Origin of the sequence: Aestuariibaculum sp. M13 (assembly GCF_024723255.1) — a bacterium.
In the GTDB taxonomy this organism is placed as follows: Bacteria; Bacteroidota; Bacteroidia; order Flavobacteriales; family Flavobacteriaceae; genus Aestuariibaculum; species Aestuariibaculum lutulentum.
On the sequence record NZ_JANIAC010000001.1, the window covers coordinates 1,463,045 to 1,484,642 of the forward strand.

Annotated in this window: 25 protein-coding genes and 1 tRNA gene; 21 read left to right on the top strand and 5 right to left on the bottom strand. The window is 32.4% G+C overall.

The features are described 5' to 3' along the window. Positions 1-188 precede the first annotated feature (188 nt). The 3 genes from mce to NO995_RS06315 all read left to right on the top strand — a co-directional run bounded on the left by mce (position 189) and on the right by NO995_RS06315 (position 2,705). Entirely contained in the window at positions 189-599 is a 411-nt protein-coding gene (gene mce / locus NO995_RS06305; protein WP_240572504.1) for a methylmalonyl-CoA epimerase, read from the top strand. Positions 600-646: 47 nt separating this feature from the next. Beyond that, positions 647-720, top strand: a tRNA-Ile gene (locus tag NO995_RS06310). Positions 721-1,505: 785 nt separating this feature from the next. Next, entirely contained in the window at positions 1,506-2,705 is a 1,200-nt protein-coding gene (locus NO995_RS06315) for a site-specific integrase (RefSeq protein WP_258226739.1), read from the top strand. A 56-nt stretch (positions 2,706-2,761) separates the two neighbouring features. Here the strand turns inward: NO995_RS06315 and NO995_RS06320 are convergent, their stop codons facing one another. Both NO995_RS06320 and NO995_RS06325 read right to left on the bottom strand, forming a co-directional pair. Then, complete coding sequence (locus NO995_RS06320) at positions 2,762-3,262, bottom strand: hypothetical protein (RefSeq protein ID WP_258226740.1); 501 nt, start codon at positions 3,260-3,262, stop codon at positions 2,762-2,764. Between the two features lie 278 nt (positions 3,263-3,540). After that, positions 3,541-3,765 (bottom strand): helix-turn-helix domain-containing protein, encoded by a 225-nt coding sequence (locus tag NO995_RS06325; protein ID WP_258226741.1) that lies wholly within the window; start codon positions 3,763-3,765, stop codon positions 3,541-3,543. Between the two features lie 207 nt (positions 3,766-3,972). On the opposite strand from NO995_RS06325, the gene NO995_RS06330 reads away from it, so the two are divergent. The 6 genes from NO995_RS06330 to NO995_RS06355 all read left to right on the top strand — a co-directional run bounded on the left by NO995_RS06330 (position 3,973) and on the right by NO995_RS06355 (position 9,318). Next, positions 3,973-4,866: a hypothetical protein gene (locus tag NO995_RS06330; protein WP_258226742.1), complete on the top strand. Its 894-nt coding sequence runs from the start codon at positions 3,973-3,975 to the stop codon at positions 4,864-4,866. A gap of 131 nt (positions 4,867-4,997) precedes the next feature. Continuing rightward, entirely contained in the window at positions 4,998-5,411 is a 414-nt protein-coding gene (locus NO995_RS06335; RefSeq protein ID WP_258226743.1) for a hypothetical protein, read from the top strand. A gap of 104 nt (positions 5,412-5,515) precedes the next feature. Continuing rightward, positions 5,516-6,406 (top strand): ATP-binding protein, encoded by an 891-nt coding sequence (locus tag NO995_RS06340; RefSeq protein ID WP_258226744.1) that lies wholly within the window; start codon positions 5,516-5,518, stop codon positions 6,404-6,406. Further along, complete coding sequence (locus NO995_RS06345; protein WP_258226745.1) at positions 6,390-7,367, top strand: DUF3871 family protein; 978 nt, start codon at positions 6,390-6,392, stop codon at positions 7,365-7,367. Before NO995_RS06340 ends, NO995_RS06345 begins: the two co-directional genes overlap by 17 nt. 70 nt (positions 7,368-7,437) lie before the next feature. Then, on the top strand, positions 7,438-7,686 hold the full coding sequence (locus NO995_RS06350) for a hypothetical protein (protein ID WP_258226746.1): 249 nt from the start codon (positions 7,438-7,440) through the stop codon (positions 7,684-7,686). Positions 7,687-8,070: 384 nt separating this feature from the next. After that, positions 8,071-9,318 (top strand): DEAD/DEAH box helicase family protein, encoded by a 1,248-nt coding sequence (locus tag NO995_RS06355; protein ID WP_258226747.1) that lies wholly within the window; start codon positions 8,071-8,073, stop codon positions 9,316-9,318. A gap of 312 nt (positions 9,319-9,630) precedes the next feature. Here NO995_RS06355 and NO995_RS06360 read toward each other — a convergent pair whose 3' ends face one another. Beyond that, positions 9,631-11,010 carry a ThiF family adenylyltransferase gene (locus tag NO995_RS06360; protein WP_258226748.1) on the bottom strand — a complete coding sequence of 460 codons (1,380 nt, stop codon included), beginning with the start codon at positions 11,008-11,010 and terminating at the stop codon, positions 9,631-9,633. After that, positions 11,007-11,654, bottom strand: a complete 648-nt coding sequence (locus tag NO995_RS06365) for a multiubiquitin domain-containing protein (RefSeq protein WP_258226749.1) — start codon at positions 11,652-11,654, stop codon at positions 11,007-11,009. The genes NO995_RS06360 and NO995_RS06365 overlap by 4 nt, the downstream gene beginning before the upstream one ends. 506 nt (positions 11,655-12,160) lie before the next feature. Here NO995_RS06365 and NO995_RS06370 point away from each other — a divergent pair. The 3 genes from NO995_RS06370 to NO995_RS06380 all read left to right on the top strand — a co-directional run bounded on the left by NO995_RS06370 (position 12,161) and on the right by NO995_RS06380 (position 13,497). Further along, positions 12,161-12,511 (top strand): helix-turn-helix domain-containing protein, encoded by a 351-nt coding sequence (locus NO995_RS06370; protein WP_258226750.1) that lies wholly within the window; start codon positions 12,161-12,163, stop codon positions 12,509-12,511. Between the two features lie 27 nt (positions 12,512-12,538). After that, positions 12,539-13,069: an ImmA/IrrE family metallo-endopeptidase gene (locus NO995_RS06375; protein WP_258226751.1), complete on the top strand. Its 531-nt coding sequence runs from the start codon at positions 12,539-12,541 to the stop codon at positions 13,067-13,069. 224 nt (positions 13,070-13,293) lie between these two features. Continuing rightward, the gene (locus NO995_RS06380; RefSeq protein WP_258226752.1) at positions 13,294-13,497 is read left to right on the top strand and encodes a hypothetical protein; all 204 of its coding nucleotides are present in this window, start codon (positions 13,294-13,296) and stop codon (positions 13,495-13,497) included. On the opposite strand, the gene NO995_RS06385 is transcribed toward NO995_RS06380, so the two are convergent. After that, positions 13,494-14,090 (bottom strand): riboflavin synthase, encoded by a 597-nt coding sequence (locus tag NO995_RS06385; protein ID WP_258226753.1) that lies wholly within the window; start codon positions 14,088-14,090, stop codon positions 13,494-13,496. The genes NO995_RS06380 and NO995_RS06385 overlap by 4 nt on opposite strands. 66 nt (positions 14,091-14,156) lie before the next feature. Here NO995_RS06385 and pdxA point away from each other — a divergent pair, with 66 nt between their 5' ends. From pdxA to NO995_RS06430, 9 genes are all read left to right on the top strand, one after another. Beyond that, positions 14,157-15,203, top strand: coding sequence for a 4-hydroxythreonine-4-phosphate dehydrogenase PdxA (gene pdxA, locus NO995_RS06390; protein WP_258226754.1), 1,047 nt, complete (start codon positions 14,157-14,159; stop codon positions 15,201-15,203). Between the two features lie 73 nt (positions 15,204-15,276). Further along, on the top strand, positions 15,277-15,816 hold the full coding sequence (locus NO995_RS06395; protein ID WP_258226755.1) for a DUF177 domain-containing protein: 540 nt from the start codon (positions 15,277-15,279) through the stop codon (positions 15,814-15,816). Positions 15,817-15,825: 9 nt separating this feature from the next. Beyond that, positions 15,826-16,029 carry a 50S ribosomal protein L32 gene (gene rpmF / locus NO995_RS06400; RefSeq protein ID WP_027138009.1) on the top strand — a complete coding sequence of 68 codons (204 nt, stop codon included), beginning with the start codon at positions 15,826-15,828 and terminating at the stop codon, positions 16,027-16,029. A 180-nt stretch (positions 16,030-16,209) separates the two neighbouring features. After that, positions 16,210-17,205: a beta-ketoacyl-ACP synthase III gene (locus NO995_RS06405; RefSeq protein ID WP_240572538.1), complete on the top strand. Its 996-nt coding sequence runs from the start codon at positions 16,210-16,212 to the stop codon at positions 17,203-17,205. 23 nt (positions 17,206-17,228) lie between these two features. Beyond that, positions 17,229-17,714: an acetyl-CoA carboxylase biotin carboxyl carrier protein gene (gene accB / locus NO995_RS06410; RefSeq protein ID WP_258226756.1), complete on the top strand. Its 486-nt coding sequence runs from the start codon at positions 17,229-17,231 to the stop codon at positions 17,712-17,714. Between the two features lie 65 nt (positions 17,715-17,779). After that, the gene (accC, locus tag NO995_RS06415) at positions 17,780-19,132 is read left to right on the top strand and encodes an acetyl-CoA carboxylase biotin carboxylase subunit (RefSeq protein ID WP_258226757.1); all 1,353 of its coding nucleotides are present in this window, start codon (positions 17,780-17,782) and stop codon (positions 19,130-19,132) included. A 188-nt stretch (positions 19,133-19,320) separates the two neighbouring features. After that, on the top strand, positions 19,321-20,436 hold the full coding sequence (locus NO995_RS06420; protein WP_258226758.1) for an FAD-binding oxidoreductase: 1,116 nt from the start codon (positions 19,321-19,323) through the stop codon (positions 20,434-20,436). A 25-nt stretch (positions 20,437-20,461) separates the two neighbouring features. Next, positions 20,462-21,145, top strand: a complete 684-nt coding sequence (gene mtgA / locus NO995_RS06425) for a monofunctional biosynthetic peptidoglycan transglycosylase (protein ID WP_240572542.1) — start codon at positions 20,462-20,464, stop codon at positions 21,143-21,145. Next, positions 21,132-21,596: a 3-oxoacyl-ACP synthase gene (locus NO995_RS06430; protein ID WP_308813191.1), complete on the top strand. Its 465-nt coding sequence runs from the start codon at positions 21,132-21,134 to the stop codon at positions 21,594-21,596. Before mtgA ends, NO995_RS06430 begins: the two co-directional genes overlap by 14 nt. Positions 21,597-21,598 lie beyond the last annotated feature (2 nt).

Below are 21,598 nucleotides of genomic sequence, written 5' to 3' on the forward strand. Positions count from 1 at the left end.
TATACCTTTTAAAGGTTACTCACTAGGTGAGATTTAAATATACCGAGATTTATCTCGAAATTAAAATTTATATTTACCAAAGTCTTCATTTTAAGCACTAAGGTTGTTTATCGTGCAAAAATACAGGATATTTAAAGATAATCTTACTTTTGATTTACAAATTTTGTATCTTAAATTAAAGTCATGCTATGAACAAAGTTGAACATATTGGAATAGCTGTTAAAAGCCTTGAGAATTCTAACGAATTGTTTGAGAAGCTACTTGGAGTACCAAGTTATAAAACCGAAGAAGTAGAGAGTGAAGGTGTGAAAACATCGTTTTTTAAAGTCGGCGATAATAAAATTGAACTTTTAGAAGCGACAAAAGCTGATAGTCCGATCGCAAAATTCATTGAGAAAAAGGGAGAAGGAGTGCATCATATCGCCTTTGATGTCGAGGATATAGAAAAAGAAATAAAAAGATTAAAAGCAGAAGGATTCAAGGTTTTAAACGATGTGCCAAAGAAAGGTGCTGATAATAAGTTAGTTGTTTTTATGCATCCAAAATCAACCAACGGTGTTTTAATAGAACTTTGTCAGGAAATTAATTTTAAAGAATAATTTTCTTGTGGGGTTATAAAAATAGTCTTAAATTCGCAGCCGATTTCGGTCCTATAACTCAGTTGGTTAGAGTATCTGACTCATAATCAGAAAGTCCCTGGTTCGAGCCCAGGTGGGACCACTGATTAAGAGCCTGTTACAAAAGTAGCAGGCTTTTTTTATGCTCTTCACCTACTAATATCAATGTTTTTAGTTATGCTTAAAGGAATGTTCTATTACATATTTATTTAGCTAGTTGGTATTAAAAGGTAACTTAAAAGGTAACCTTATTAAAACAAAAGGTAACCATCTACTCGTTCTTAAATAAGACAAAATATATTTCTTTAATAAAGACGTAGAAAAAGTAAAGACTACAAGAAATGCCAGTTCCAAAAATAAAACTATATAAGTCTGGACTATTTTTTGAGTTTACTAATCCGTATAAAGCAATCACAAAACTTATCAAGGACAATATTATATAATGTGGTTTACCATCATTATGGTATCTATTTAATTTATATAGCAATAAACTTTTCCTGTTTTTGAACTTAGGCATTTTTAAGAGTTTTATCATTTTTGTGTGGAATACATAATCTAAGAATCCAAGTTCATGGGGATATATCACAATGGTTGGAATATTATTTTTAATATAAACTTTAGTTTTTGTGTCATAAGCTTCTCTGCTCTTCTTGTCTTTATTGTACCATCCATAATATTCAACATAAATGCCTAATCTAGGCAGAAAAAAATCAACATCTCTATAAGCAAAACTATTATCATTCTTTAAGTTTTTCAGTCTGTATTGCGCTATAAATTTGATGTTGTTATTTTCTAAATAATATTGAACAAACCTTTCTTCATTAGAAGGAGTGTAGGAGGTATTCTTTTTTAAAAATTTAAGCACTATCGAAAAATTACATTAATAAAATGAAAGAAAAAATACATATAAGATTTATAATCTACAAATCTAAAGTTGGGTCTTCTGGAAAGACGGCTATTCAAGCAAGAATAACCTATTTAAAACAAAGGAAACAATTCTCTACAGGTCAATTTGTAACACCTAAATATTGGGATAGCAAAAGACAAGTTCTTAAACCACCAGAAACTGATGCGGAAATAATTAATACACAATTAAGCCTGATTAAAACAAAACTTAGTCAGGCTTTTTTATTGCTTCAAGTTAAAGAGGAAGCGTTCACTGTAGAGGATGTTTACTTGCAATTTACAGGAGAAAAAATACAAAAGGAACAAGGAGTTGTTGAAGCTTTTAAAATTTATCTAGAGTCCTTAAAAAAGCTTATTGGAATAGATATTCAAAGAGCTACTTGGGTAAAGTTTGATTATGCTTATAAGCATGTGAAGAATTTTATTAGGCATAAGTATAATCGTAATGATTACCCATTAAGTAAGTTAAAGTTACAATTCTTAGCTGATTTTGAGTACTTTTTAAAAACTGATAAAGGATTAGGGCAAGCTACAATAAATAAGATGATACAACGCCTTAGAAAGCCTATTAGGATAGCTGTAGCAGAAGGTTATATAGATAGAGACCCTTTCATGTTGTATAAAGCTAAAAGAACCAAGAATAGTATTGTATTTCTATCTCCTGAAGAACTTAAAAAACTTGAAGACCATGAGTTTTCACAGCCAAGATTAAAGTTCGTGAAGGAGTTATTTGTTTTCAGTTGTTACACTGGTTTAGCATATAAGGAATTGATGGATTTAGAGCCTAAAAATATTGTTATTGGTTTTGATGAAAATAGATGGATTAAAATGAACAGAAAAAAAACGTCTAAAGCATTATCGATACCGTTGTTACCTAAAGCTGAAATTATATTGGATTTCTATTCTAGTAATACCAAATATATCTTTCCGAGAATTACTAATCAAAAATATAATTCATATCTCAAGGAAATTGGAGCTGTAACAGGAATAGAAAAGAAGATGACTACACATATGGCAAGGCGGACATTTGCAAGTACAGTATTACTTTATAATAACGTGCCCATGGAAATAGTGTCTGAGTTATTAGGGCATTCTAGTATGAAAATAACCCAAGAAAGCTACGGTAAGATTGTTCAGAAAAAGGTTAGTGAGGAAATGAATAAATTAAAGGAAGCAAATTAGCTTCTTTATTTTTAAAAATGGATTTTAGTTCTAAAGATTACTTTTTAGGTGTTGGGTTATTTGTAATTTTTTATTTTGTTGGTGACTATTGAAAGTCTTAATGCAAAAGCAATAACAATAAGTAAAATACCAAAGGAGTATTTGTAGGTTTCCCAAAAATTATCATTTACAATTTTTAGTAATTCAATTCGTCGAGCAATTTGCTCATTTAACCTAATATGGTCATTTTCCACACGTTCAAATTCGTCGGACTCTTGATAATTTCTGATGTTTAAAAATGGAATCTGTTCTAGTTTTGAATAATCATTTTGTTTTGACTTTTCTATGAGTCTTCTAACTTTTACCATCCAATTACATATAGTATCTTGTTCGGCTTGTCTTTTATCAAATTCTTCTTGAGGAAGCAGTCCGCTATTGTTGTACTTAAAACAATGAGTTGATATTTCTGTATAATTAATTAAATACTGAAAGTCTCTTTCTATTATATCGTTAATGATTTCTAATTCATAAAAACTTCTATTTCGTCTATTTTCATCTACAACAATCAGTAGTCCCATTAATCCAATGAAAATCCATATATACTCAAGTCTAGTCCATGAGGGCTGACTTATTTCTATAATTTCTGAAAAAACAAAATACAAAATTGGCCACATTATTAGAATACTAAAAAATGTGTATAATGGTTTCGTTAATATTCCTTCAATTATTTCAAACATTTTTTTAAATCTAAAGCAAGGTAATTGTAAACTAATCCAAATATACTAAACACTTATAATGAGATATACCAAATGTTTAGAATTTAATTTATTTAGTTAGCAACTGGTTAGGTTTTTAATTAAAACTTAAAGAGGTCTGTTATATCAACTTTAAGGGCTTGAGCTAAAACATTAACTGTAGAAATGGTTGTGTTAACTTCACCACGCTCAATTCGACCAACTTGAGAAAGTGGTATGTCTGCGTCGTTTGCTAAATCCTCTTGTGATAATCCAGCATTTTTACGAATGCTTTTGAGGTTTTTACCAAAGGCTTTAATAAACTTTTTGTCTTTAATGTTAATCACATTTTAAAAGTCCATAAAACCTATATATCACATAAACGCATGTATGCGTTATTTTGTATATATTTGACTACGATATAAGGATTTCCATAAAAAACATCAACTAAATAGAAGTATATTAATAAGATAATCTCTTAAACTAGATGATGTCAGATAATAAATCAAGTTATATATTTTTTGATTTAAGTTTAAATAAAATTAATAATAACCATGAATTGCATCTACTATAAAAAATCAAAACACCTTTTAATTTTAATAATGCTAATTGGATTTTCTAAAGGATTTTCTCAAGAAAATAATGCTTCAATATTAGAACCGGAAAGTTCTAAAGATTATCTTATAAGAATTCAAAAGGAGGCAGAAGAGGATATAAAAAATAAAGAATTAGCCAATGATGTTTATGCATCTCAGGATAAAACAGAATTTCAAAGCCAAAGAGAAAATCCTAGGGATAATAAATATTTATCTGGTTTAGAATCTGAAAATGGATATGTGGATTTAGATAAATTACAGTCTAGTCATGAAAGTGCTGAACGGACAGGGAATTTAAAAATTTTAGGATTTTTTGTTTTAATCGGTATCTTAATATTTTGGTTAGCATATAAGGTTTCAAGTGAAAAAGGAACAGCCAAAACAAATGAACTACCAAATGTCAAAGAAACTAAAATTAGTACAATTGGATATTATTCTGCTAGTAAATCCGATTTTAGCGAAAATATAAATGAAAACTTTGAAGTTCATTTTATGCTAAAGTTTAATCCACATGGATTAGTAGCCTTTGCGGAATCAAATGATGGTCCGATAAATCCTAATTATGAAGAGTTGAAGTCATTTAATAAAGAAATCTCTTATCATGAGTTTAGTGATATAGGCAAGTATGAAAAAAAAGGGGAGAATATTGCGATTAAATTTTATCAACCAGAAGATAGTAAAGCTTACGAACGAAGATTTATAAATGAAAACATTTATAATGAATGGATAGGTAAAATAGTTAACGACAAAACACTTCTATTAAGTTATAGAAAGTCCTACTTCAACAATGCTTTGCAAGATTACAAAGTTGACTACTACTTTAAAAATTTACTTTTTCACCTAAAACATTAAAAAAAATTTTTCTAAAAATTTTTAGAAGTGCTTTATAAAAATGAGCGCTTATATATCTACAAATCACCCCCTACACCTTTTTGGTTTTGACGATACCCACGGGGGGTATCAATAATTAAAATCAAAATATTATGGTAAGAACAGAATCAAGAACCTATGAAACTAAGGTTGGGGACTTAGTGACTGTAAATGTACTAATCCTTTCTGCAACAGTATTAAGTATTCCTGCTGTGACTCGTTCAAATTCAAATGGAACAGAGTGGCGGTTGGCTCAGGCAGAAATAGTTTATCCAAATGGTCTGGTAAAGACTGTGCAAGCACAATTATTTGAGAAATCATATCAAATGTATCCTGATAGTTTTACTGTAGGTGCAGCCGTTGAATTAGTTGTACAAACAGAAGGTGAAGCTAAGGGTATGGCAAAAATGCAATTACCAACATTAGACCGCATTGATGTAACTGCCTTTATGGAAGAAGACTTCTTAACAACCGTTAATGAAGAAAAGGTAGCCAATCATTTAGTAAACAAAGAGTTGGTACAATAGAAATTATTGATATTAAATACAATGAGAGCTTCAGAAATGGGGCTCTTTTTTTATATCTAAAAATTAATAATACTCACATTTTAAATTATAAAACTTAATTATTTATGAAATTACAACAAGCACAAAGACATCAAGTTAAGCTAAGACTTGGATTGTCTGGCGCATCAGGTTTTGGGAAAACCTATTCAGCATTATTATTAGCTTTTGGTATAACAAATGACTGGTCTAAAATTGCTATTATAGATACAGAAAATAACTCAGCGTCATTGTACTCTCACTTGGGTGAATTCAACGTTTTATCCTTGGATGAACCTTACACTCCAGAACGATATATTCAGGCGATTAGAGCTTGCGAAAGTGCCTCTATGGAAGTGATAATTATTGATAGCATTACTCATGAATGGAATGGTAAGGGCGGTTGTTTACAACTACATGAGCAATTAGGAGGAAGGTTTCAAGATTGGGCAAAAATAACTCCTAGACATCAGGCTTTTTTGGATGCAATTCTACAATCCAATTGCCATATTATAACAACAGTTAGGCGTAAAATAGATTATTCCTTGGATATGAATTCCAATGGTAAAACAAGCGTTGTTAAGCATGGGACAAAAGAAGTTACCAGAGAAGGCTTTGAGTATGAGTTAACTGTCAATTTTGAACTTATTAACGACCAGCACTTAGCCAAAGCATCAAAGGATCGTACAGGTTTATTTATGGATAAACCTGAGTTTGTGATCAATGCATCAACAGGAAAAAAACTTATAGAGTGGTGTAATGTTGGTGTGTCTCTTGATAAAGTAAAAGAAGAAATTACTCAATGTTCAACTGTAGATGGGTTAAAACATTTATATAATATGTATAGTAGCTTACAGAAAGAAATACATCCGCTAATATTGGAGCGTAAAATAGAACTGGATAAGGTTAACGTCCAAATTGTTGAAAAAGATGAAGTCATTAAACTTAATAAAGAGCAATCTCATGGAACTAATAACTAGACCGCATTCAGACATGATAGTTAATTCTTCAGAAGTTGAGGGATTAAATAAAAGTAGTTTTATTGAGGCTAATACCAAAAAGGTCACACTTCAGCATCTACAAAAAGACTGTATTATACCTGTATTTAGCAAGGACAACGAAACGACTATTTCCCATTATCAATTCATAAACACCGTTTTTGATTATATTAAAAATGAGTATAAGGAGTTTGATATAAAAACACCTGATATAAGAGTAAGTCACCATGTTAAAGGTCGAATTCCTTCAGCAATTGGTAAGCCTGCTAAAGAGTTGTTGGAGCATGAGAAAACTCTATATTATGAACGATGTGCATTTGTTATTGAAATACCTGGAATAACAAAGGAAATCAACGGTAATAAATTGTCTTTATCAGTAGGGGGAGTTCGGAGTTTAGCCCAAGAGAACCTGTACAGTAAAAAGACTTTAGAAAAATTTAAAGTTTTTATAGGGTTTCAGAATAAAGTGTGCTTAAATCTTTGCATAAGTACCGATGGTTTGGCTAATGCTATTCGGATTGGTTCTATTGTTGATTTGGAACAAAATATAGATGTGTTGTTTAATAATTATAATCAGGGATATCATTTGGAAACTTTGAATTTGATGTCTGATTATTATTTAACTGAAAAACAGTTTGCTCATTTTGTTGGTAAAGCAAGAATGTATCAGCATCTGTCTAAATCAGAACAGCAGGGTATATTTCCATTAGCCTTAAATGATTCGCAAATTAATAGTGTTGTAAAGCAATATTACAATTGCCCAAATTTTGGACGTGCTGATAACGGAGATATTAACTTGTGGAATTTATATAATCTGTTCACAGAAGCAAATAAGAGCTCTTACATTGATTTTAATTTGGAACGCAATGTAAATGCATACGAGTTAATAGAAAACCTTGGTAAATCACTGCATACAGGAACAACAAATTTCTTCTTGGCTTAAATATATTATAGCTGTTTTGGTATTATATGCCAAGTGAATAAAAGGGTTCCACCTACAAAAGAAAAAGAAAATGAATCATAAACAATTGGCGGAGTTATTAGAATATGCTTCGCCTTTTTCAATTTTAGTAGTTACATATAAGGATGAAATAGTGGAGCTTAGATGCCCTTTTAAAGTTGTAGTTATAAATCATGTTGGTGAGTTGTTAAAAGGTGATTTAGCAACCGTAGAAATGGTTAAAATAGCTACTAATATGAAGACTGTATATGTGATTGACGGTAAGCTATATTACTATTATCACTTCAATATATTAGTTTAATAAGTTAAGTGATAATCGTGATTAAAGCCAATTTAAGGGTTTTAAGAGGTGTTTTGTGTAATTTACATAGAATATGCTTTGCAGTCGTGAAATAGCCTTAAATGAGCTTAAAATCGAGTTTTATTCGCTGAAACACACAAAATAATGGTTTAAATAAAATTAAGTAAGAAAAAACTTGCTTTTTTCAAATATTTTTTGTATGTTTGCACATATTTGGATTTTAGGTGATGTTGAAAATGAAAATGGTAAATCCGAAAGTTCTACTTATAAAGTCGTTTTAATAAATAGTGTTTCTTCAGCATCTAAATGACTGTCTTTTCCAAATTTTTAAGAATTTGTTTAACGGTATTGTTGGACAGGACTATACTATTCTAATGTTATTTAATGAAGAAAGAAAACGAGAATGAAAATAACTATAAAATTATAATTAATGATGCCATTATGGGAAGTGGTAAGACCACAAAAGCTATAGAACAGATGAAGAATCACTCTAATGCCTTTTTATATGTTACTCCTTTTTTAACGGAAGTGGATAGGGTGTTGGAAAATGTGCCAAATACGGTTGAGCCAAAACAGAATTTTTATAAGAGTGCAAACGGAGTTACAGAAAAACTCTATAAAAGAGAAAGCCTGCTTAATCTTGCTAGTAAAAAATCTAATATTGTTACGACTCACAGCTTGTTCTCAAAGTTAAAACGCGAAGATTATAAGTTTTTTAAATGTTATGATTTGATACTTGACGAGGTGATTATGCCAATCAAAGTAATTGATATGAAGTCAGATGATATCGATATTGCAATACAAAATGGTCTGCTAGTAGTTAATGAAGAAACAAGTGAAGTTAGTTATACAGGAGATGATTACAATGGACGTTTATTTGCTGAATTAAAGGGGTTTTGTGAAACAAGAAATGTAACATATCTGGATGGGCGTTTGTTAGTATGGTCCTTTCCTACTGAAATATTTACATCTTTTAAGTCAGTTACTATTTTGACGTATTTGTTTGAAGGAAGTTTGTTAGCAAGTTATTTCAAGTTTTATGGGATAGAATATAAAATTGTTCAAAGTTCCTTAGAACAGGAAATAGAGATAAAAAACAAAGTTGCTGAATTGTTAAATATATATCAAGGGAAGTCTAATGATATTGGCGAACGGAATACTGCATTTAGTGTTAATTGGTTAAAGGGTAAAAATAATAGAGAATTCAAAAGAATCAAAGACACCGTTTCTAATATTCTTCAAAGGCAATTTAATGCAACTTCAGCAGAAACGGCATTTACCACCTTCAAGGAATTTGAATCTAATTTAAAAGGAAAAGGGTATTCAAAAGGATTTATTGCTGTAAATGAAAGAGCGACTAATGCCTATTCTGAAAAAACAGCTATGGTTTATTTGGCAAACAGATTTTTGAATCCTAGTTATAAATGCTTTTTCAGAGAAGGAGGTGTGGAGGTTAACGAGGATTTATGGGCTTTATCAGAACTGTTACAGTGGATATGGAGGGGGTGTATTAGAAATAATGAACCTATGGATATATTTATCCCGAGTAAGAGGATGAGAAATTTACTGATTGATTGGCTGAAAAATGATATTAATTCAGATAGTTTGAAACCGTTTAAAATTGCCGCTTAATCTTTTTGATTAGTAGGAGGAAAACACGGTTTGTTAAAAAAAGGTGATGAAAATAAACTTCATCAAATGTTTGTGAATCCCTTTGTTTATAAGGGTTTACAGGGGTGTTCTGTAAAAGGAAATTACAATATTAAGATAAGTAGAAATTACCTAATTTATAATGTGAATGCTATAATGAAGCACCTACTATTAGGTAAGATGGAGTAAAGAAAACAAGGCTATTTGGAGTGAGACAATAGAGGGGGGCTAGGTAAGTTTTTAAGAAGCTCCCAATACAAAACTTCTGTGTATGTATTGGGAGCTTTATTTTGATTAAGATGCCTTTTTTTGTTTCAATCCAATCAGATTTAAAAAAGGTGTAATTCTACCAATTCCAACATAAGGAATTAAAGCGGGGCAGTTAGGGTAGCTTTGCTCAGGCTCAATTTTGTTTTCACAAAAATCGATGCAAAAACCTAAATCACTTTTATATTTAAATCGATGAATTCTGTCTAAGAAATCGGTAACTCCTAATGAAGATACGGTAGCATTTAGTGAAATTACTGGAGGACTTTTTTCTTGGGCTCCTTTAATGTACTTGGCTTCAAGTTTTTTGTTGTATTCTTCAATATTTTCTTTTTCTAATGATTCTCTTTCCAAATCTTTAGAATCATACATTTGTCTTGTAAATAATGAAGAGCCTCCAGGGGTTAAGTATCTTACCCATCCTACGATAGTGTCGATTCCGCCTTTACCATCAGCGCTTAGGCCTATGGATAAATCTGTATAGCCAATAATGTAAAATGAACAAAGTCTGTTAATAACATCTCTTGGTAAATAAGCGTCAGTACAACCAAATATATGGTCACAAAGGCTTAATTTTTCAAGAGCTTCAATTGATTCTGTTACATCGGCTATTATAGGTGTTATTTTTACATTTAACCCATAACTTTCTAATTTCTCTTTAAAAAAATCAACTTTATATTTTCCTATATCTTTTTCTGAAGCTCCAAAAATTCGATTTAGGTTTTCTTTTTCAATTTTTTCCATGTCAACAAGAACAAGTTCTCCTGCACCAATTCTGGCTAGTTCAAGGATGGTTGTTGAACCTAAACCACTACATCCCACAATTCCAATTTTAATTTTTTGGAGAGTATTTATAGTTGACTTTCCAAAAGTTTGTTGATTGCGTATTGTATAATCAGGTAGTTTGCCTTCAAATGATTCAGAGTAAAAATATTTCTGTTCTTCTCCGATAATAGCTATTTTGGAAACATCTATAAAATTTCCATCTACTGATATTATTCGTCCAAAAATAGTTTTATCTGGTAGCATTATAAAGCTACCTACAGGTCTATTATCATCAAAATAGGCGTTATAATAATCAAATAAATCTTTATCAGATTTATCATCTGTTTTAGAAAATTGTTTATATCCTCCTGGATGACAATGGAATTTAACCAAGGTGAGTCCTTTCTTTTTGGCTTCGGCTAAATAAGGTTCTGAAAAACTTGTATCCCAACTTATAAAGTCAGGGTATCTTTCGCAAATGTCATGTGGTATAGGTATGAGTTTATGAATTAAAATTAATGTTTCTTCATTCAAAGAGTCAAAACCACAAAGTCCTAGCATAGCACTTTCGTTCTCGTCATAAAACAAATGATTGTTTATTTCAGAACATTGCTTTTCTGTTAATCTTAATGTATACTTCATTTTTCAACCTCCTTTCTTAAGAAAAAATTAATTAAGTCTATGTGTGTTTGAATGGAGTCTAATCCAATTGTCCAAGGATTGTCATTGGTCCTGTGTCTACTCCATTGCTGATATGTTTCTCCAAGGAATGTTCTAGGAGTTAATCTTGCTATACTTTTACCATCTTTTCTTGAAAGATTTTGTTTAAAAAACGCCATGTCTAATGGAACAGAATCATAGCGGTCTGGAATAATTATTATCATATCTGCTTTAGATACATTGTATCCTTCTGGTAGAAGGAAATCCTTGATTAGTAAAATATTTAGTCTGTTGTCTTTTTTAAATTCCCAAGAATTTGGAAAGTTTTCATTTAAATATTCTATATCTTTAAGAGGAAGGGAGCTTTCGCTCCCTTTGTATCCATCTTTAACCTTTTTAGGTCTTGCTCTAAATCGCTCAACTCCTGGGTCGCTTAAGCAAACCGTTTGGTCGAGAGAAATGAATTCATCCTTACCTTTTCTGACTAAAATTAAGTCATAATCGTTAGGATTATCATATCCAGCAATGTTTAATATTTCTGCACCTGTAGGGCATTCCTTGTCTGTGTAATAAATTGAATTGTTCAATTTAAATTTGAATTGAGCTTCCGCTTTTTCTAAAACCATGTGTTTTTTTATTTTAGAATTAAAAAAAAATAGCAACTCGTGGTCGTCCTAAATGACCAATATTTTAGAGGAAAAGAAGCGCAAATGGCGTTTGTCTAAGGAGTTAGTTTAGCAAAAACTATACAGTTTAACAGTCTTTTGTGTAGTTATTAACAAAGAATTGTTTATATTTGTAGTGCGAAAACAAATAAATTAACAAACAATTCTTTGTTAATTAAATACACAGAAGCTTTGTCATTGACTGGGCTTCTTTTTTTTTGTTCTTTTTTTAATCTTATATATTTATATTAATTAATATTTCATTATTCAACTTGAGTGAGAACGATATGGCTCACAAAACAAATATACAAATAAATTTCAAACATCAATTTTTTTGACTAAAAAAAAATGAAAAAATTAATTTCAAGTATAGCCAACGTTTTTTTGCGTTATTAATTTGGAATTTTGTAATTTTGTGCTATATTTACAACAACCGACAATTCCATTGCAAGAAATAATACTATAATATGAACATAATCAATAAGGAAAACTTTTATGAATTGATTGGTTCTGCTATTAACATTAAAAGAAAAGAGTTAGGCTATACTCAGATTGAGTTGGCTAATAAAACAGGGATGAGTAGAACCTCAATAGTAAATATTGAAAAAGGAAGACAATTTCCGCCATTACATTTATTATGGGAGATAAGTCAAGCCTTAGACTGTAATCCATCTGATTTTTTTCCTAAATCTTCTAAATCATTTTATGAAACATCTTCAAGCTCAAGTATGATTAAAGTGATTAATAGAAAGAGTAGACAAGGAGATATAAAAAAAGAATCAGCTTCAAAGATTAAATCGTTTATTAACGAATTTTGATGTTTTTTAATTAAACCTAATAACTAAATGAATATTGATGCTATTGAAACAAGAGCACTAGATTTATTGGATAAATCTGGGTGCTTAGAGGTTCCTGTACCTGTTAAAAGTGTGATTAAGTTCTTAGATATTAAACTTTCTCCTTATGATTTAGGTGATGATGTATCAGGAGTTTTAGTAGTAAATAAAGGAGAATGTAAAATTGGATATAATTCTACTGAATCTCTGGTAAGACAACGATTTACACTTGCGCATGAGGTTGGACATTTTTGGCTACATTTAGATAATAAGGAACAGGAGTTATTTGTAGATGATTCAAAATATATGTTCAGAAAACAAGGTGGGACAAAATCACAAGAATATAAAAAGGAAATGCAAGCAAATCAATTTGCTGCAGCCTTGTTGATGCCTAAGTGTTTGATTCAGAAGGAAATTGAACTTTTGGATAATGGAATAATAAATGACCATGATTTAATTGTTGCGTTATCAAAAAAATTTAAGGTTAGCCAAATATCAATGACTTATAGGTTAAATAATTTGGGGTTTTTATATGCCTAAAGGAGTTTTTTAAGGAACTTTAAATTATTTTTCCTTTTAAAGTATTGAAATATAACAATTTGACAATGATGGTTCGAGCCCAGGTGGGACCACGATTTGAAATCGTAAAGCCTTTCAAGTAATTGGAAGGCTTTTTTATTATAAATATCTGAATTACAAACTATTTTGTGTATCTGGTCGAGTTTAATTTTGTTAAATCAACAAAACAATTAAATTTGTAGGCAATGAGAATACAAAACAAGAATATAATTGCCTCAATCTTATTTGTATTAATAAGTTTTGTTTGCTTTGCACAGAAGATGCCGCCATCACCTGAAAAATCAAACGGTACAATACCTGTGGGTCTTTCAGTAGATTTAGGTGTCGTCGCTATTTTATTTTTAGGAATGCTATATGGCTCGAAAAAACTTTTATCTAAAAAAGATTAAGTCAATTGATTTAGATTAACCAATCTAGATACATACTTTCCTAAAACATCAAATTCTAAATTTACAGTGGAGCCTATTTTAAAAGTGTTAAAATTGGTGTGTTTGTAAGTATAAGGAATGATGGCAACGCTAAACAAATTTCTTTTAGAGTTAACAACTGTTAAGCTAACGCCGTTCACAGTAATGGAACCTTTTTCTATAGTTATATTATTTAGTGACGAATCATAACTAAATGTAAAAATATGGCTGCCATTTGCTTCTTCAATGCTTTCGCAGGTCGCTGTCTGGTCTACATGACCTTGCACAATATGACCGTCCAATCTATCGCCCAATTTCATGGCGCGTTCCAGATTTATTTTATTCCCAATATTTAGAGTGTTTAAATTGGTTTTATTTAGGGTTTCTTTTATTGCAGTGACCGTATATTCATCTTTGTTAATATTGACTACGGTTAAACAAACTCCATTATGAGCAACACTTTGATCTATTTTTAACTCGGAAGTGATACTACTCTTTACGGTAATATGAAGATTATCTAATTCTTTTTTTAAATTTGTAATTACTCCAATATCTTCAATAATTCCTGTAAACATATCTATGGTTTGTTTATTTAACTAAATTTGTAGTGTCAAAATTACGAACAAAAGTTATCATTTTTAATGAAGAAATCAGAAAATATAGTTGTAGGAATCTCTATCGGGGATTTAAATGGTATTGGAGGAGAAATTATTTTAAAAACATTCGAAGATGCTCGAGTATTAGATTTCTGTACACCTGTAATTTTTGCTTCGGCTAAAACGATGAATTTTTTCAAATCGCATTTTAAATCCGAAATCAATTTTAATGTCACCAATAGTCTTAATCAAATCGCTTCAGGAAAGGTAAACGTTTTTAATAGTTGGAACGAACCAGTGAATATTGAATTTGGTAAAGAAGATTTCAAAATAGGGGCTTATTCGATAAAATCATTGCAATCGGCAACAAAGGCATTAAAAGAAGGTGATATAGATGTGCTGGTAACAGCGCCGATTAATAAACATAATATTCAGTCGAAAGAGTTTAAATTTCCTGGCCATACCGATTATTTAGCTCAGGAACTGGAAGGTGAAAGCTTAATGTTTATGGTGTCTGATGGTTTACGAGTAGGTTTATTAACCGATCATGTGCCGGTTAAAGATGTGGTAAATCATATTACGGAAGATCTAATTATTAATAAGATTAATACGGTTTATAATTCTCTTAAAGTAGACTTTAATATTGTTAGACCGCGGATTGCTGTATTGGGAATTAATCCGCATACAGGGGATAATGGTGTTATTGGAAATGAAGACGATACCGTTTTAAGGCCAACCCTTAAAAAGTTAAAAGACGAAGGTAAACTGGTTTATGGGCCATATGCAGCAGATAGTTTCTTTGGTTCTAATAATTACAAAAGTTTTGATGCTATTGTAGCTGCATATCACGATCAAGGGTTAATTCCGTTTAAAACGCTGTCGTTTGGACAGGGAGTGAATTATACCGCTGGTTTGAGCAAAGTTAGAACCTCTCCAGACCATGGAACAGCTTATGAAATAGCCGGAAAAGGCATTGCAGATGAGAGTTCGTTTAAGGAAGCTGTATTTGCAGCGATTCAAATTTTTAGAAATAGAAATGAGTATGAGGAACTTACGTCGAACCCGTTAAAAAAATCATCAAAAAAGATATAAACAAAAAAATGTTTATAAGTAATGCTGCTTAAATAAAAATTTATATATTTGCAGGCTCAAAATAGATTTGATAATGAAGCCATTAAAAGAGTATACAATTCCATTTGTAGGGCTAAAATTAGCAAAGCACCATTTTGAGTATGAAATTGAGCAAGCGTTCTTTGATTATTTTGAGTATCACGAATTTAATGATGTAAAAGTAAAAGTAGATCTTGAGTTAGAAAAGAAATCTACATTACTGGAGTTGCACTTTAAAATTTCAGGATTTGTTAATGTTAACTGCGATTTAACTAACGAACCGTACGATCAAAGTATCGAAAATGAATTCGATTTGGTAGTTAAATTTGGTGACGAGTATAATGATGAAGACGTTAATATACTAATTGTACCTCACGGTACTTACGAAATTAACGTTCAGCAGCAAATATATGAAACGATTGTATTAGCTGTGCCTATTAAGCGCGTGCATCCTGGAATTAAAGACGGAACATTAGATTCAGATATACTTAAAAAGTTAAAAGAACTAAGCCCGAAAGGAAAGAAAGAGAATAAAACTGAGGACGATATAGACCCTCGTTGGAATACATTAAAGAAACTATTAACGGATAAATAACGATAGAAAATGGCACATCCTAAGAGAAAAATCTCGAAAACAAGAAGAGATAAAAGAAGAACCCATTACAAAGCAACTGCGCCACAGATTGCTACATGTCCTACTACAGGTGAGGCTCACTTATATCACAGAGCTCACTGGCATGAAGGAAAACTTTATTACAGAGGTCAAGTATTAATTGACAATTCTGAAGCAGTAGAAAACATAGCATAATAACTATGCGTGCATATAAAAAAACGCTCACATGTGAGCGTTTTTTTTATGATATGCTTTTTCTAACGCGTAAAAACACGTAATTTGCAAGTTATTAAGCTATTTTTTAGTAATTTTCACAAATTTTGACGTGTTTTTGATCAATTTTAGTGATTTTTCGGTCAATTTAACTATAAAGTTATGAGTAAAATCTCAGCGGCTATAACAGCTGTTGGCGCTTATGTGCCAGAATATGTATTAACCAATCAAATTCTTGAAACAATGGTTGATACAAATGATGAATGGATAACTTCACGAACAGGAATCAAGGAGCGTCGTATTCTTAAAGAAGAAGGAAAAGGGACGTCCTATTTAGCTATTAAAGCTGCACAAGACCTTATCAACAAGAAAGGCATCGATCCTAAAACCATAGAACTTGTTATTGTTGCAACGGCAACACCAGATATGAAAGCTGCTTCTACAGCTGCTTACACGGCGTCTGAAATTGGTGCTACTAATGCATTCTCTTTCGATATGGATGCTGCATGTTCTAGTTTCTTATACGGTATGTCGGTTGCTGCTAGTTATATCGAGTCAGGGCGATACAAAAATGTATTATTAATTGGTGCAGATAAAATGTCATCAATTATTAATTATGAAGACCGAGCAACTTGTATCATTTTTGGTGATGGTGCAGGAGCAGTTTTATTCGAACCTAACGAAGAAGGATTAGGATTCCAAGATGAATATTTAAGAAGTGACGGAACCGGAAGAGAGTTTTTACAAGCCACTTACGGAGGTTCTGCTTTCCCAATCACCGAAGAAGCTATGGCTAAAGGTGGTCAGTATGCATTTCAGGAAGGACGTACTGTGTTTAAAAATGCAGTATCCAACATGGCAGATGCAACGGTAAAAATATTAGAACGTAATAATTTAGATAAAGACAGCGTTGATTGGTTAGTAGCGCATCAGGCCAACAAGCGTATTATTGATGCTACTGCACAACGTATTGAATTAGCTGAAGAGAAAGTATTAATAAATATCCACAGATATGGAAATACAACATCGGCTACATTACCGTTATTACTAAGTGATTTCGAGTCTAAGCTTAAAAAAGGAGATAATTTAATTTTTGCCGCTTTTGGTGGCGGATTCAATTGGGGTTCTATTTACTTAAAATGGGCCTATAATTCATAACCCAATAATTAATTAATACAATTATGGACATTAAAGAGATTCAAAACTTAATCAAATTTGTAGCAAAATCAGGTGCAAGTGAGGTTAAATTAGAAATGGACGATTTTAAAATCACCATTAAAACAGGATCAGAAGAGGCAACAACTGTGCAATATGCTCCTATAGCAGCACAAATTCCACAGGTAGCAGCAGCTCCGGCTCCAGTAGCAGAAGCAGCGGCTTCAGCTCCAGCAGCTACACCAGCAGCTCCAGCAGCAGAGGAATCAAAATATATCACAATCAAATCGCCAATTATTGGTACCTTCTATAGAAAACCAGCTCCAGATAAGCCTTTATTTGTAGAAGTAGGTCAAACTATAGCAGCAGGTGATGTATTATGTATCATCGAAGCGATGAAACTTTTCAACGAAATCGAATCTGAAGTATCAGGTAAGGTTGTTAAGATTTTAGTTGACGATTCTTCTCCGGTAGAATTCGATCAGCCGTTATTTTTAGTAGATCCATCTTAATTTGAAGTTTAAAGTTTAAAGTTCAGAAGAACTTATAAACCCTAAACTCTTAAACTCATAAAGATATGTTTAAAAAAATACTGATTGCCAACAGAGGTGAAATAGCACTTCGTGTTATTAGAACCTGTAAAGAAATGGGCATCAAAACGGTTGCAGTATATTCTACAGCCGACGCAGAAAGTTTACACGTAAAATTTGCAGACGAAGCGGTTTGTATCGGACCTGCTTTAAGTAGTGAATCTTACTTAAAAATGTCTAACATTATTGCAGCTGCTGAAATTACTAATGCAGATGCCATTCACCCAGGATACGGGTTCTTATCAGAAAACGCTAAGTTTTCTAAAATTTGTGAAGAACACGGTATTAAATTTATCGGTGCATCTCCAGAGATGATCGATAAAATGGGAGACAAAGCCAATGCTAAAGCCACTATGAAAGCGGCTGGTGTACCTTGCGTACCAGGTAGTGATGGTGTTATTAACTCTTACGAGGAGTGTGAAAAAGTAGCTAAGGAAACTGGATTCCCAGTTATGCTTAAAGCGTCTGCCGGTGGTGGAGGTAAAGGTATGCGTGCCGTTTGGAAGAAAGAAGATCTTAAAGCCGCTTGGGATTCTGCGCGTCAGGAAAGTAAAGCAGCTTTCGGAAATGACGATATGTACATGGAAAAACTTATTGAAGAGCCAAGACATATCGAAATCCAGATTGTTGGAGATTCTACAGGTAAAGCTTGTCACCTTTCAGAAAGAGACTGTTCAGTACAACGTCGTCACCAAAAATTAACCGAAGAAACACCATCACCATTCATGACTGATGAGTTAAGAGAGGAAATGGGTATGGCAGCGGTTAGAGCGGCAGAGTACATTAAGTACGAAGGTGCAGGAACGATTGAGTTCTTAGTAGATAAACACCGTAACTTCTACTTCATGGAAATGAACACGCGTATTCAGGTAGAGCACCCAATTACCGAGCAGGTAATTGATTTCGACTTGATTCGTGAGCAAATATTAGTAGCGGCAGGAGTGCCAATTTCTGGTAAAAACTATTTACCAAACTTACACTCTATCGAGTGTCGTATCAACGCCGAGGATCCTTATAATGGATTCCGTCCGTCTCCAGGAAAAATCACAACATTACACGCTCCAGGAGGTCACGGTGTACGTTTAGATACTCACGTTTACGCTGGATATACTATTCCGCCAAACTACGACTCTATGATTGCCAAGTTAATTACAACGGCGCAAACAAGAGAAGAAGCTATTAGCAAAATGAAACGTGCTTTAGACGAATTCGTAATCGAAGGTATTAAAACCACGATTCCTTTTCATCGTCAGCTTATGGATAACCCCGATTATGTTGCGGGTAATTATACCACCAAGTTCATGGAAGATTTCGTTATGGAAAAGCCAGTTCAAGAATAAATTAATAAAAACTCCGGAAGCCATTTTCGGAGTTTTTTTATGGTGTTACTTTTCCTTTTTATAAAAGAAAAAGTCAGGCTCTCGCAAGTCGCTTTTTAATTATTTTATGATAATTAAAAGAGCTCCAACAATTGCTCCATCCTTAACACGAAATCACTATTTTTACTAAAAACTAACGATCAAAAATAGTGAACCTTTCATACTGGGAAATAAAATTTTGGCTTAGCAATACCGACTTTACTATTGTAGGTAGTGGTATTGTGGGATTAAGTTGTGCCTTACATTTAAGAGAACGATTTCCAAAGGCCAACATTTTAATTTTAGAGCGAGGGTTTTTACCACAGGGAGCCAGTACAAAGAATGCCGGATTTGCTTGTTTTGGTAGTTTAAGCGAGATTATAGAAGATTTAAAGACGCATAGCGAAGAAGAGGTCTTGCAACTCGTTAAAAAGCGTGTCGATGGCTTAAACCTTTTAAAACAAACTTTAGGAGAAAAGGCGATTGGTTATGAAAATTATGGAGGGTACGAACTCTTTTTAGAGCAGGATGATTTATATAAATCCTGTTTGGAACAAATAGACCGGATTAACCAGTTGTTAGAACCTGTTTTTAATGCTTCAGTTTATAGTATAAAATCAAATAGTTTTCAGTTTAAAAATATAAAGGAGCAGACTATTTTTAACACGTTCGAAGGTCAGATTGATACAGGACTTATGATGGAAGCTTTATTGAAAAAAGTGCAGTCAAAAGGCATTAAAATTCTTAACAATTGTCACGTAGAGAGTTTTGTTGAAAATGGAAATTCAGTAAAAATAAAAACGAATTTATTTGAGTTTTCAAGTTCAAAACTGTTAATTTCCACCAATGGTTTTGCATCTCAGTTAATCAATCAGGAGGTAAAACCTGCCAGAGCGCAAGTACTCATAACTAAGCCAATAAAAGATTTACATATTAAAGGGACATTCCACTTAGATAAAGGGTATTATTATTTCAGAAATATCGATAATCGCATTCTGTTTGGAGGTGGCCGTAATCTGGATTTTAAAGGTGAAGAAACTATAGAATTTGGCCAAACAGAACAAATTCAAAATAGATTGGAAGACATTTTAAAAACGGTTATTTTACCTAACACGCCTTTCGAAGTTGAGCATAGATGGAGTGGTATTATGGGTGTTGGTCATCAAAAAAAGGCGATTGTAAAATCGTTGTCAAATCAGGTGTTTTGTGGCGTACGTTTAGGAGGTATGGGTATCGCAATTGGTAGTTTGGTTGGTAAAGAACTTGCCGAATTGGCATGTCATTAATTTCAAAAAATAGATTTAGTATTAGATGAAAAAACTGTTTCGGTTTTTATTAAAAATATTTGCGTGGTTTGTTATAATCACTGTCGGATTTGTGGTGTTGTTTAAATGGGTTCCGGTGCCGGTTACTCCACTTATGGTTATTCGTTATTTTGAACAGGATAGCGGACAAAGAACCTTTTGGAAACACGATTGGGAATCGATAGATCATATATCGAAAAACCTGCAATTGGCCGTGGTTTGTAGTGAAGACCAGAACTTTTTAAACCATAACGGATTTGATATCCAGGCCATAGAAAAGGCTATTGAATACAATAAAAAGGGCAAACGTGTTCGTGGCGGAAGTACCATAAGTCAGCAAACAGCTAAGAATGTTTTTTTGTGGCCAGAACGCAGTTGGTTTCGCAAAGGACTGGAAACTTATTTTACGTTTTTAATAGAACTTATTTGGAGTAAAGAACGTATTATGGAAGTGTATTTAAACAGTATTGAAATGGGTAAAGGTGTTTACGGTGCTGAAGCTGCCGCTCAATACTGGTTTAAAAAACCAGCGGCTAAATTATCGCAGTATGAAGCCGCCGCAATAGCTGCAGTTTTACCAAGTCCGCAACGTTATAGAGCGAATCCGGCATCGGCTTATATTCAAGGTAGAAAGGTTTGGATAGTGAAACAAATGCATTTTTATGGACCATTTTCTTATGACAAAAAATAATTTGGAAATAAAGCAGGCACTTTACGAACAGTGTGCTGTATTGGTATCTAATCGTTTGGAAACGGTTAAAAAACAAATTGCTCAAATTCAGGAATCTTTATCTTCAGAAACCAAAAGTACGGCAGGCGACAAGCATGAAACCGGTAGAGCCATGTTACAGTTGGAGCGAGAAAAGGCCGGTCAACAACTCGCAGAAATTAATAAAATAAAAGAAGTGCTTTCTAGAATTGATGTTAAAATAGCTTCAAAAAAGGTAGGCTTAGGCAGTGTGGTATTCACTTCGCAAGCTAATTATTTTGTAGCTGTAAGTCTTGGTGAATTGAAAGTGAATGATGTTGCGTTTTATGCCATTTCACCAAGTACACCTATTGGTCAGTTAATACTGGGTAAAGGTGTACTTGATGCTATTGATTTTAGAGGAAACAGTTTTAAAATACTTGATATTTTATAATA